Source organism: Herbaspirillum camelliae (assembly GCF_001929405.1).
Classification (GTDB): domain Bacteria; phylum Pseudomonadota; class Gammaproteobacteria; order Burkholderiales; family Burkholderiaceae_D; genus Herbaspirillum; species Herbaspirillum seropedicae.
In genome coordinates this window covers 1605840-1618520 of record NZ_KV880769.1, presented here as the reverse complement: position 1 = coordinate 1618520, position 12681 = coordinate 1605840, and the positions used below count along the sequence as shown (strand labels likewise).

The 12681-nt window shown below is 65.3% G+C and carries 8 protein-coding genes; 7 read left to right on the top strand and 1 reads right to left on the bottom strand.

Annotated elements, in window-relative coordinates:
- Positions 1–64: 64 nt before the first annotated feature.
- From BGK68_RS07180 to BGK68_RS07150, 7 genes are all read left to right on the top strand, one after another.
- Positions 65–1645, top strand: a complete 1581-nt coding sequence (locus tag BGK68_RS07180; protein ID WP_075256515.1) for a methyl-accepting chemotaxis protein — start codon at positions 65–67, stop codon at positions 1643–1645.
- A 142-nt stretch (positions 1646–1787) separates the two neighbouring features.
- Positions 1788–2495, top strand: coding sequence for a gluconate 2-dehydrogenase subunit 3 family protein (locus BGK68_RS07175; RefSeq protein WP_075256514.1), 708 nt, complete (start codon positions 1788–1790; stop codon positions 2493–2495).
- A gap of 45 nt (positions 2496–2540) precedes the next feature.
- A complete protein-coding gene (locus BGK68_RS07170; RefSeq protein ID WP_075256513.1) occupies positions 2541–4322 on the top strand; it encodes a GMC family oxidoreductase in 1782 nt (593 codons plus the stop codon).
- Between the two features lie 13 nt (positions 4323–4335).
- Positions 4336–5781, top strand: a complete 1446-nt coding sequence (locus BGK68_RS07165) for a cytochrome c (protein WP_233149249.1) — start codon at positions 4336–4338, stop codon at positions 5779–5781.
- A gap of 174 nt (positions 5782–5955) precedes the next feature.
- Positions 5956–6465, top strand: coding sequence for a sigma-70 family RNA polymerase sigma factor (locus BGK68_RS07160; protein ID WP_075256511.1), 510 nt, complete (start codon positions 5956–5958; stop codon positions 6463–6465).
- Positions 6462–7442, top strand: a complete 981-nt coding sequence (locus BGK68_RS07155; RefSeq protein ID WP_075256510.1) for a FecR domain-containing protein — start codon at positions 6462–6464, stop codon at positions 7440–7442. Before BGK68_RS07160 ends, BGK68_RS07155 begins: the two co-directional genes overlap by 4 nt.
- A 106-nt stretch (positions 7443–7548) precedes the next feature.
- Complete coding sequence (locus BGK68_RS07150) at positions 7549–10053, top strand: TonB-dependent siderophore receptor (protein ID WP_075256509.1); 2505 nt, start codon at positions 7549–7551, stop codon at positions 10051–10053.
- Positions 10054–10074: 21 nt separating this feature from the next.
- Here BGK68_RS07150 and BGK68_RS07145 read toward each other — a convergent pair whose 3' ends face one another.
- Positions 10075–12165: a TonB-dependent receptor gene (locus BGK68_RS07145; protein ID WP_233149248.1), complete on the bottom strand. Its 2091-nt coding sequence runs from the start codon at positions 12163–12165 to the stop codon at positions 10075–10077.
- Positions 12166–12681 lie beyond the last annotated feature (516 nt).

The window sequence follows — 12681 nt, the reverse complement described above, 5'->3', positions numbered from 1 at the left end:
GCAGGCCGTTGGCGGGCTGCTTCCTCCCGGCTGCGCCGGGAAACCCACTTGCTGGAGACCGCTCATGGAGACCGCACCTCTCACCTCGCGACCGCTGCCCCTGGCGCTGCGCATTGCCCTGACCTTTGGTACGCTGGCGCTGCTGTGCATCCTGTCGGGCCTGATCGGCCTGTGGCAACTGCAACTGGTGACCGGTAAGCTCGACGCCGTGGTCAATGACGGCAACCTCAAACTGGCCCTGGCGCAGGATCTCTCGCGGCAAGTGCATATCGGTGTGGAATCCTTCCAGAGCGTCATCATCATCAGCGACAAGAGCGCCGCCCAGGCCGCCATGCAGCGCGGCGGCGCGGCCCATGAACGCTTCATCGCCCAGCGCAAGGCCTTGCTGGCGCTGGCCGGCGACGCGCAGATCCGGCAACTGATCCAGACCGTCTTTGCCGTCAACGACCAGAAGGCCGAACCGGCCTTCGGACGCTTCGTGCAACTGAGCATGGCGGGGCAGCGCGACGAGGCTGGCCAGTGGCTGGCCACGCAGCTCAATCCGGCGCTGGCGCAGTTGCAGGCGGCGATCCAGGCGCTGATCGATGTCCAGACCGAACGCAACCAGCAGCTGCAACGGCAAAGCCAACGCGACAGCCAGCGCGCGCGTTGGCTGATGGGCGCATGCTTCCTGGCCTGCCTGGCGTTCGCGGGCGGGGCGGGTTATGCGCTCATCGCCAGCATGCGCAAGAGCCTGGGAGGCGAGCCGCATGATGCACTGCAAGTGGCGCGCGAGATCGCCGGGGGCAACCTGGTGGTGAGCGTGCCGGTCTCGGGCCGTGACCAGGCCAGCATGATGGCGGCCATGCGCGAGATGCGCGACAAGCTCATCGACGTGGTCGGGCTGGTCAATCACAATGCCCATGCGGTGGCCTCGGCCAGCCAGCAGATCGCGCAGGGGCACCACGATCTCTCCGAGCGCACCGAGATCCAGGCCAGTTCGCTGCAGCAGACCACGGCGTCGATGGGCGAATTGAGCAGCAAGGTGCGCTACACCGCCGAGCAGTCGGCGCTGGCCTGCCGCCTGGCTGACGAAGCCTCGACGACAACCCATAGCGGGCGCGAGGTGGTGGAGCGCGTGATCGCGCAGATGCAAGAGATCGATACCAGCTCGGGCAAGATCGTGGACATCATTTCGGTCATCGAAGGCCTGGCTTTCCAGACCAACATCCTGGCCCTGAATGCGGCCGTGGAAGCCGCGCGCGCTGGCGAACAAGGGCGCGGCTTTGCCGTGGTGGCCACCGAAGTGCGTACGCTGGCGCAGCGCTCGGCCGCCGCCTCGCGCGAGATCAAGCAACTGATCCTGGCCTCGGTGGACAGCAGCGCAGCGGCCAGCAAGCTCTCGCGCGAGGCCGGTGCGGCCATGCAGCAGGTGGTGCAGAGCATTGCCCGCGTCAACAGCGTGATGGGCGACATCTCTTCGGCCAACCAGGAACAGAGCACCGGCATCGGCGAGGTGAACCAGGCGCTGATCCAGCTCGACGATCTGACGCAAAAGAATGCGGCCCTGGTCGAAGAGGCGACGGCGGCGTCCCTCTTTCTGAAGGACAAGGCCGGTGAACTGGAGCGTTCGGTGCTGAGCTTCCAGCTGCCGGTCATTGCCTGAGGGTGAGCTTGCGTCAGACATTTCCCACAACAAAAGCACCGGATCGCTGATCCCCCTTGGCGGTCTGACGGCGCATCATGGCTCAGCCGTGAGCAGGGCAAGTCCTTGCTCACGCTCCGGATTTCCTCCAAGGAAACGCGCCATGAAAAAAATAAGCATCTCCCCCAATCGCCGCCGTTTCCTGCGCGGCGCGCTCACCGCCGCACCGGTTGCCGCGCTGGCCGTGACGGCCGGCAGCCTGACGGCCAATGCCGAAGGGCCGTCGAGCGACAAGCCTTACCAGCCCAGCTTCTTCAACCGCGACGAATTCGCCCTGCTCAGCGCCCTGGCCGACACTCTCATTCCGGCGGACGACACCGGTCCCGGTGCACTGCAGGCGGGCGTGCCGGAATTCATCGACGCCCAGATGAACACGCCCTATGGGCAGGGTCAGCTGTGGTACATGCAAGGTCCCTTCACGCCAGAGGCGCCCCCTGAATTCGGCTACCAGCTGCCCTATCCGCCACGCGAGCTGTACAAGAAGGGCCTGGCCGAATTCGATGCGGCCATCCGCCAGCAGTACGGACATGGCTATGTTGAACTCAATACCCAGCAGCGCGAAAAGATGATGGCCGAGTTCGAAAAGGGCGAGCAGGGCAGCCTGAAGATGGCCACCATTCCGCCCTCGGCGCTGTTCAACCTGCTGCTGCAGAACGTCCACGAAGGCTATTTCTGCGATCCCACCGACGGCGGCAACAGGGGCATGGGGTCGTGGAAGATGATCGGCTTCCCCGGCGCGCGGGCCGACTACTACGACTGGGTCGAGCAGTACGGCAAACCCTATCCGCTGCCGCCAATCTCGCGCGGCTGACCTGAACCGCCCCCCTGCACTGCCCAACCGAGAAAGACCAAGCCCATGGCCAACAAGAACATGAAGCCCGTCGATGTCGTCATCGTCGGCTTCGGCTGGACCGGCGCCATCATGGCCAAGGAAATGACCGAGGCAGGCCAGCGCGTGGTGGCGCTGGAACGCGGCGACTATCGCGATACCTATCCGGACGGCGCCTATCCCAAGACCATCAATGAGCTGGAATACCAGCAGCGCTTCAAGCTGTTCCAGAACCTCAACAAGTCCTCCTTCACCTTCCGCCGCAAGACCGCCGACAGCGCCATCCCCTATCGCCAGATCGCCATGTTCAAACCCGGCGAAGGCGTGGGCGGCGCGGGGCTGCACTGGTCGGGCTGCCATTGGCGCATCCTGCCCGAGGAACTGCGCATGCGCAGTCATTACGAAGAACGCTACGGCAAGAATTTCATCCCCAAGGACATGACGCTGCAGGACTGGGGCGTGAGCTACGAAGAGCTGGAACCCTACTTCGATTTCGCCGAAAAGATGATGGGCACCTCCGGCACCGCCTATCGGGTCGGCGGCAAGGTGGTCGATGAGAGCGGCAACCCCTTCGAGGCCAATCGCTCCGACAACTTCCCGCTGCCGGCGCAGAAGGAGCAATACCAGGCGGCGCTGTTCCGCAAGGCGGCGCAGCAGGCGGGCTTCCATCCGTTCACCCTGCCCTCGGCCAACGCCGCCGCGCCCTACGTGAACCAGTACGGCTGCCAGATGGGACCCTGCACCTTCTGCGGCTTCTGCTCCGGCTATGCCTGCTACAACTATTCCAAGGCTTCGCCGAACGTGAACATCATGCCGGCGCTGCGGCAGAGCAATCTGTTCGAGCTGCGCAGCAGTTGCAATGTGCTGCGCATCGAACTGGACAGCAGCCGCAAGAAGGCCACTGGCGTGACCTATGTGGACGTCAACGGCGACACCGTATTCCAGCCGGCCAGCATTGTCATCGCCAGCACCTTTGCCTACAACAATGCGCGGCTGTTCCTGCTCTCCGGCATCGGCAAGCCCTATGACCCGGTCAGCAATACCGGCGCGGTCGGGCGCAATATCGCCTTCCAGATGATGTCCACCATCAACGCCTTCTTCGAGCCGGGCAAGAATATCAATGGCTTCATCGGCGCAGGCGGCAATGGCGTGGCCGTCGATGATTTCAATGGGGACCATATGGACCACGGCCCGCTGGGCTTCGTGGGCGGCTCGCCGATCTGGTGCAATCCAGCTGGGGCCAAGCCGATCTCCGGCATTGCGGTGCCGAGCGGCACGCCCAAGTGGGGGCGCACCTGGAAGCAGGCCGTCAAGGACAGCTATCTCAACACCATGTCCTTCGATGTGCATGGGGCCAACATGGTCTATCGCGATGTCTATGTCGATCTCGATCCCAACTACAAGGACGCCTTCGGCCAGCCGCTGCTGCGTTTCACCTTCGACTGGAAGGACAACGATATCCGCATGAGCCGCTATGTCACCGACCAGGCCGTGAAGATCGCGCATGAACTGAAGGCCAGGGAAATCAAGGTCACCGTCAAGGACTTCGGCGCCGCGCCCGACCTGCGCAGCTACCAGACCACGCACTGGGCCGGCGGCGTGGCCATGGGCACGGACCCGTCCACCAGCGTGGTCAACCGTTACCTGCAGAGCTGGGATGTGCACAACGTCTTTGCGGTCGGCTCGGGCGTATTCGCCCAGGGCATCGGCTACAACCCCACCGGCGCGGCGGTGGCCCTGACCTACTGGTCGGCGCGCGCCATCCGCGAGCAGTACCTCAACGACCCGCGACCGCTGGTGCAGGCCTGAACCGGGGACGATGATGAAACGACTGATCCTCATCCCGTCGCTGTTGGTGACTGCCGCGCTGGCGGGCGCCGCCGCTTTCCAGCCGGCCTTGGCCGAGCCGTCGCTGACCGTGCCGATTCCGCCACAGCCACCGGTGGGCGCGCGCCTGCTCAACCGCGAGGTCAAACCGCTGCGCCCGCACGCCACCCCCGCTGCCGATACCGCGCTGTCGCAGCGCATCGCCGCCCAGGGCAGCGCCAGCGCAGAGGACCAGCAGATCCTGCGCGGCGCCTACCTGGCGCGCGCCGGGGATTGCGTGGCCTGCCATACCAGCAAGGGCGGCGCGCCCTTCGCGGGCGGGCTGGCGCTGGCCTCGCCCATCGGCGCGATCTATTCCACCAACATCACGCCCGACCAGCAGCACGGCATCGGCGACTGGAGCTACGAGGACTTCGCCCGCCTCATGCGCACCGGCGTCACCAAGGCCGGCTACACGGTCTATCCGGCCATGCCCTATCCGTCCTACTCGCGCCTGAGCGACGAGGACATGCAAGCGCTGTACGCCTATTTCACCAAGGCGGTGCCGCCATCGGCGCAGGAAAACCGCGCCAATGACATCCCCTGGCCGCTGTCGATGCGCTGGCCGCTGGCGCTGTGGCGCAAGGTCTTTGCGCCCACCCCAGCCCCCTACACGCCGCCCGCCGGCAGTGACCAGGAACTGGCGCGCGGCGCCTATCTGGTCGAAGGGCTGGGACACTGCGGCAGCTGCCATTCACCGCGCGCGGTGACGATGCAGGAAAAGGCGCTCAAGGAAGACGGCGGCAGGCTGTTCCTCTCCGGCGGGCAGGTGGTCGATGGCTGGAGCGTACCCTCGCTGCGCAATGAGCATGGCGGCGGCATTGCCGGCTGGAGCCAGGCCGACCTGGTGGAATTCCTGCGCACGGGCCGCAACCAGTACACCGCGTCCTTCGGGGCCATGAACGACGTCATCGAGGATTCCATGCAATACATGAGCGATGCCGATCTCAACGCCATGGCGCGCTACCTGCTGAGCCTGCCGCCGCGCCAGCAGGCCGCGCCCTACCGCTACGATCCCGCCGCTGCGCAGGCCGCCTATGATGGCCGCCCCGATGGGCCGGGCGCGCGCATCTATCTCGACCGCTGCGCGGCCTGCCATCGCAGCAATGGCACCGGCTACGGCAAGGCCTTCCCGGCGCTGGCCGGCAATCCAATGCTGCAGACCGGCGACACCACCTCGGCCATCCGCATCATCCTGCAGGGCGGACGCCAGCCCTCCACCGCCTCGGCCACCGCCGGGCTGGTGATGGCGCCCTATGCGCAACTGCTCGATGACCAGCAGGTGGCGGAGGTGACGTCCTACATCCAGACCGCCTGGGGCAACCGGGGCGGGACCACCACGGCAGCGGATGTGGCAAAGGTGCGCAAGACCGCCGTGCCTGTGGCGGAGCGGGCGCCATGAACGGAAAACGTCATTGGCTCTTGTTGCCCTCAGATCAACAATAACACCCGATTATTGCAAGATGGCAATGTCGCGTCACTCGCATCATGCACACGGGCTGTTGCGCGCGACATTTGTTCCAATATATAGTGAGAACCATTCGCATTAAGCAGACCGCCCGTGGGCGGCGTCCGAATGGAAATCCTCATGTCCCCCGCAGAGGCGCATCAAGAGATTGGTGGGCTCTATCGCGAGCATCACGGCTGGCTGGTGGCCTGGTTGAGCCGCCGGCTGGCCTGCCGCCACATGGGCGCCGACCTGGCGCAGGACACCTTCGTACGCCTGCTGGGCCATCGCCCGCCGCCTGACCTGCGCGAACCGCGCGCCTACCTGACCACCATCGCCAAGGGCCTGGTGGCCAGCCATCTGCGCCGCCGCCAACTGGAGACGGCCTATCTGGAAGCGCTGGCGGCGCTGCCCGAACCCAGCCAGCCCTCAGCCGAAGAACGCCTGCTGGTGCTGGACACCCTGTGCGAGATCGACCGCATCCTCGACCAGTTGCCGGCCCGCGCCCGCCAAGTGTTCCTGCTGGCGCAGCTCGACGGGCTGCCCTATGCCAGCATTGCCGGATTGCTCGGCATCTCGCTGAGCACCGTCAAGCGCCACATGGTGCTGGCCCTGCGCCATTGCCTGGCGGCGCTGTGAGAAGCCCGACCCGACCGGTCGATGGCATCGATGAGACCATCCTGACCGAAGCCGCCACCTGGCTCATGGAAATGCATGAGGGACCGCTCGATGCGGCCCGGCGCAGCAAGCTGGCGCAGTGGCGGCAACGCAGTCCCGAGCATGAACGGGCCTGGTCCAGGGCCGCCCTGTTGCAGGAGACCTTTGCGGCGCTGCCGCCTGGGGGCGCGACCGCGCTCAAGCAGGTCGGCCCCGCAGGCCGGCGCAAGGCCATCAAGTTGCTGGCCTACGCCCTCACGCTGGGGCCGGCGGGCGGGCTGGCCTATCATGCTCTTTCCGGACCGGAAGACGGCGCACGCATCCAGACGGCCACTGGCGAACGGCGCGAGTTGCAGCTCGATGATGGCACCCGCCTCTGGCTCAATACCGATACCCGCGTGGCCCTCGACTTCAGCACCAGCCAACGTCTGCTCAAGCTGCAACGCGGCGAGATCATGGTGCTCACCGCGCCAGACCGGCAGCAGCCCGCACGCCCCTTTGTGGTGGCCACGGCCCAGGGTAGCCTGCGGCCCCTGGGAACGCGCTTCACCGTACGCGAACGCGACCAGGCGGTCGAGGTCGCCGTGCTGCAAGGGGCAGTGGAAATCGCCCCGGCCAGCAGCGCGCAAAAGACGGTCCTGCACAGCGGCATGCAGACCCGCTTCACCCGCAGCGGCAGCGCCGCCCCGCGCCCCTGCGACGATACCCAGGCGGCCTGGAGTCGGGGCCTGCTCATTGCCGAGCGCATGCCCCTGGCGCAATTCATCGGTGAACTGGGACGTTATCGCAGCGGCCTGCTGCAAGCCGATCCGGCCATTGCCGGACTTGAGGTCTCCGGCGTATTTCCGCTGGCCGACACCGACCGCGTGCTGCGCCTGCTGGCGCAAACGCTACCGGTACGGGTGCAACAGCTGACCCGCTACTGGGTGCGCGTGCTGCCCGCTACGCCAGCCGGATAAAAAAGATAAGAAAATTTTGCAACAGCGTGAGCCATTTCCGGATCTCGTGCGGCAGATCAGGTGAAGACCTGACTTCTGACCCCTGCTCCGTTACCGAAAGACGCTCATGCATCCTCATCACAAGCCTCCCCGCATCTTCCTGAAGCGCCCGGCGCTTTCCATCGCGCTGTCCTGTGCACTGGCCACGCTGGCCGGGCCGCAAGCAGCGTTGGCGCAAGCGCCCGCCAACGCCAAGGCCGTGCAGGCCTACGCCATCGCCCCCGGCCCGCTCTCGCGCGCCCTCTCCAGCTTTGCCGCCCAAGCGGGTGTGGCGCTGTCCTTCGACGCCAGCCTGCTGGCGGGCAAGAACAGCCCCGGCCTGTCGGGCAACTATGGCGTGGAGGAAGGCTTCGCCCGTCTGCTGGCCGGCAGCGGACTGCAGGCGCAACGGCTGGCCGATGGCGCTTACACGGTCCGGCCTGCGGCTGCCGCAGCAGGCGCGACGGGAGCGGCAGCCTCCGGCATCGTACCTGGCAGCAACGCCGCCACCCCGGCCCTGCAGGCCATCGAAGTGAGCGCACAACGCACCACCAGCCCGCTGGTGCGGCCGACCCGCCAGAGCAACACCGTGGAGCGCCAGGAACTGGAAGCGCTGCGCCAGGGTTCGGACAGCCTGGCCACGGTGCTCAGCAAGATCGTGCCCGGCATGGCCGATTCCAGCCACACCATCACCGACTACGGCCAGACCCTGCGCGGGCGCAACATGCTGGTGCTGGTCGATGGCATTCCCCTGAACACCAATCGTGACTCGGCCCGCAACATGGCCACGCTCAACATGAGCAGCATCGACAAGGTCGAGGTCCTGCGCGGCAGTAGCGCCATCTATGGCGCGGGCGCAGCCGGCGGCATCATCGCCGTGACCACCCGTCCCGCCGGCGGCGAACCCTATGCCGAGACCAGCTTCTCGATGCGCTCTTCGCTCTCGCACCTGGGCAGCGATGGACTCGGCGGCGAGGTGACGCATTTCATGTCCGGCTCCTCCGGCGCGGTGGACTATGCCGTGAACCTGGGTCTGCAGCACCTGGGCGGGTCGTTCGACGGCAAGGGCAACCGGCTGGCTCCGGAGCCCAGCCAGGGCGACCTGTTCGACAGCAACAACTACACCGTGGGCGGCAAGCTGGGGCTGCGCATCGACCGCGACCAGCGCCTGCAATTCTCGGCCAGCCGTTATGTAGCCGAGCAGGACAGCCGCTATGGTTCCGACCCCTCAGTGGCGCGCCTGCCCGCTGGCAGCACCGTGGCGCGGCCACTGGAAGGACTGCAGCTGGCCGACCAGAACCAGATCCGCAACACCCTGCTGGGACTGGATTACCAGAACAAGGACGTGCTCGGCAGCAGCCTCTCGACCCAGCTCTACTACCGCGACTACTTCACCCGCTTCACGCCCTTCGACGCGCGGGCGGTGGCCACGCGCGGCAACAACGTGGACCAGGTGATGCAGAACTCGAAGGTGCTGGGCGCGCGCGCCACGGTCGATACGCCACTGTCGGAACGCAGCAGCCTGCTGTGGGGGATGGACTTCAACCAGGAACGCAGCGACATGCCCGACGACGTCTTCAGCCCCAGCGCCTATGACGCCAGCGGCGGCCTGCTCTTCCAGCGCACCGGCACGCTCATGTACATGCCGCCGCTGACCACGCGCACGGTGGGCGTGTTCGGCCAGTTGCGCCACAAGTTCAACCAGCAGTGGGCCGTGGAGGGTGGGTTGCGCTATGAACGCGCCCGCGCCAGCTATGATGATTTCGTGCCGCTGTCGCAAAGCCGTGCGGCCAATCCGCGTGCGGTGCGCGGTGGCGCGGTTTCCTATGATGCCTGGCTGGGCAATCTGGGCGCGGTATTCAAGCCGGTCAACGGCCATGAGTTCTATGCTTCCTTCAGCCAGGGCTTCCAGTTGCCGGATATCGGCGTGCAGATCCGCAATGCCACGCCGGCCTTCGACATCAACTCGTCCGCGCTGGAACCGGTCAAGACCAACAACTATGAACTGGGCTGGCGCGGCGCCTTCGGTGATGTGGTGGGCACGCTGGCGCTGTTCTACACCACCTCCAAGCTGGGTGATGTGCAAAGCTTCAACAACGGCCTGATCCTGACCCGCACCGAAGAAAAGATCCGCGGCATCGAGGCCAGCGCTGACTACCTACCGGACGACTCGGCCTGGGGTGGCGGTTCCACCTTCACCATGATGTGGGGCCGCGAGACTCCGCAAGGCAGCAACCGCGACCAGATCATGACCGGCTATCGCATCCCGCCGATGAAGCTCACGGCCTACCTGCAATACAAGCCCGGCAGCCACTGGAGCAACCGCCTGCAGGCCAGCTACTATGCGGCGCGCGACTACCGTCTCAACGGCCAGACCAGCTTTGGCCGACGCGAGGTCGGCAGCTATACCACGCTGGACCTGGTGAGCCGCTACCAGCTCACGCCCAAGGATACCGTCACGCTGGGCATCGAGAACCTGCTCAACCGCTACTACCTGCCGGCCTACAGCCAGCTCATGCGCAACAGCAACAACACCAGCCGCCTGCCGGCGACGGGGGCGGTGCTCAATCTGAGCTACAGCCACCGCTGGTAAGCCGAGCGGGCGGCTTGCTTGTCAGTACTTCAGGTTGGCCGACAAGTACACCGCCCGTCCGTCACCCGGCGCATGACGGGTCTGGTCGTTGATCCACACATACTCGTAGTAGCGATTGGCCAGGTTCTTGACCTGCAACTCCAGCGCCAGCGTGGGCGAGACCTGATAGCTGGCGCTCGCATTGATCAGGGTATAACCGCCGAACTTGCCGCCGGTGTTGGCGGTGGTCAGGTAATAGCTGCCCTGACCGTTGAACGAGGTCGACAGTTTCAGATCGACGGTGGCCTGGTAATCCACGCCGCCGGAGAAGAGATAACGCGGAACGTGGTCGATTTCCTTGCCGATGGTGGCCGGAGCGCTCGGATCGGGCGTGATGATTTCCGAACGCTGGCGTGAATAGGCCAGCCACATCGTGGTGCGCTTGCCAGCGCGCAGGTTCAGTTGCAGGTCCACGCCGCTGCGCTTGGTGCGGCCGACGTTTTCAGAGTCGCCCGTGGGGTCGTTGAGGCGGCGCTTGACCTCGTCCGAGGCGCGCTGCTCCCACCATGCAAGGCGGCCGTCGAGCCATTCCACCGGGGTGAATTTCACGCCGCTCTCCCAGCCATCGTTGATGGACGGACGCAGGTCGTTATTGTTGGACTTGTAGGCCGCCGCGCCCGCGCCGACCTGGAAGGTGCGGCCCCAGTTGGCATACAGGCTGGCCTGCCTGATGGGTGCATAGACGACGCTGAGCTTGGGCTGCTTGATCACGCCATAGTTCTGGATGCCATAGCTCACGCCGCGCGAGGGATCGGTAAAGCTGCCACCGACCTTGTCCACCCGATAGCCGGGGATGATCTTGAAGGATTCCACCGGCTTGATCACCGCCTGCAGATACGCGCCGAAGGTATCGAAGGTGAAGTGGTGATCGCGTGTCTGCGTCACCCGGACCTTGTTGACGGTGCTGAAGCGCGGGCTCTGGTCTTCCTGGCGCTCGACGTTCAAGCCGCCCTCCAGGGCCAGATCGCTCATCCCTTCCAGCGCCTTCCACCGTGGCCGATAGGTGGCCGTGGTCATGAGCCCGTAATGGGTTTCATCGATCAGCCGTTCCTGCTGCGAGGTGGTGGAGGAGTAGCGCAGCCAGCGCTGGTCGCGCACGCGGTTCAGGTAGAGCTTGGCGCCCACGGAAAGCTGATCATCGATATCGCCATCGAAGTGCAGGCTGACCTGATCGAGCTGGCGGTTGCCGCCATCCGACTGGGCATAGGCGTAGGAGGCACGCGGATCCACGCGCGCATCCTGCGCCGTCAGATAGCCCGGCTCCTGGGCGTAGGCATTGGCATGGCGGATGCTCAGGCCCGTGCGGTAACGGCCATCATCGCTGGTGTAGAACCACTTGCCGGAAAAGGCGATGTTCTCGGCCTGGGCATGCTCGCGGTAGCCATCGGATTTTTCGTAGCCGAGGAAATAGTTCTGCGACCAGTTGCCGTTTTCCACGCCCTTGGCCACCTGTACCTGGCGTGTATTGAAACTGCCATAGGTCACGCGGGCTTCGTCGTAGGTCCCGCCCTGGCGGGTGAGGATGTTGACGTTGCCGGCGATGTTGTGCAGGCCATAGCGCGCATCGTTGGTGCCGCGCACGACCTCGATGCCGGCCATGTCCAGCGGGAACAGCGTGCCCAGGAAGGGCATGCCGCCGGCATTGTCATTGCTGGGAACGCCATCGATGAGCAGCTTGACCGCATTGACCTCGCCCTCGCCATTGAAGCCCCGGAAGGACAGCTTGCCGGACTCGTTGCCCTGGCGGAACTGGGTCAGCATCACGCCGGGCGACTGCGCAAACAGTTCCCAGTTGTACAGCACCTGCTGTTGCTGCAGGCGGTCCGCGCCGATCAGATCGACTGAGGTCAGCACATTGCGCAGCTGCAGCGGGCCGCTGCGGCGGCCGCTGACTTCTACTGTTCCCAGGGTGAGCGCGGAGTCCTCGCTGCTGGCGGTGGTCTGGGCCAGTGCGTCAGGTACAGCGGAGAAGGCCAGCAGGCCGCTCAGGGCGGTGGCGCGCACCAGCGGGCGCACGCGATGAAGGTGATCAGGACAGCGGGCGCGCCGGCGTCGGGCTGCAACGAATGTCATTGGTCTTGTCGTCGAAATGAGGGCATGCGGCAGCGCCCGGCAGCCAGCGCCGCCGTCCCCTGCGATGCCGCACGGAAATCAGGAGCGGCAAGAATAAACTGGCATGGGACATTATTGAATGTGGCAATTTGTCGCATGCAGTTGGCATCCGCGCGGCTCTTGCCGTGTTCATGCCCCCTTACCGTTCGTCCTGAGTAGCGGCATGGCCGCGTATCGAAGGCGTGCCTGCCGGTCAGCATCATGCGCGCCTTCGATACGGCCCAGGAGGGCCTACTCAGTCCGAACGGTTTCAGATGATTGGCTGAGTGGCTGAGTGGCTGAGTGGTTGAGTGGTTGAGTGGTTGAGTGGTTGAGTGGTTGAGTGGTTGAGTGGTTGAGTGGTTGAGTAGACGAGTAGATGAGTGGATGTGTGAGGAGTGCGGGTACAGCCGCTCAAAAAAATCGCCGCGCCTGGATTGCCCAGGGGCGGCGATTCCTCCTTGACCGGACGGCATGGTCGCCGATCCGGTCCTGTCC

What these genes read in the sequence shown, in the direction of transcription:
- BGK68_RS07180 (WP_075256515.1), top strand. Translation starts at nt 65, where the DNA reads ATGGAGACCGCACCTCTCACCTCGCGACCGCTGCCCCTGGCGCTGCGC.
- BGK68_RS07175 (WP_075256514.1), top strand. Translation starts at nt 1,788, where the DNA reads ATGAAAAAAATAAGCATCTCCCCCAATCGCCGCCGTTTCCTGCGCGGC.
- BGK68_RS07170 (WP_075256513.1), top strand. Translation starts at nt 2,541, where the DNA reads ATGGCCAACAAGAACATGAAGCCCGTCGATGTCGTCATCGTCGGCTTC.
- BGK68_RS07165 (WP_233149249.1), top strand. Translation starts at nt 4,336, where the DNA reads ATGAAACGACTGATCCTCATCCCGTCGCTGTTGGTGACTGCCGCGCTG.
- BGK68_RS07160 (WP_075256511.1), top strand. Translation starts at nt 5,956, where the DNA reads ATGGAAATCCTCATGTCCCCCGCAGAGGCGCATCAAGAGATTGGTGGG.
- BGK68_RS07150 (WP_075256509.1), top strand. Translation starts at nt 7,549, where the DNA reads ATGCATCCTCATCACAAGCCTCCCCGCATCTTCCTGAAGCGCCCGGCG.
- BGK68_RS07145 (WP_233149248.1), bottom strand. Translation starts at nt 12,165, where the DNA reads ATGACATTCGTTGCAGCCCGACGCCGGCGCGCCCGCTGTCCTGATCAC.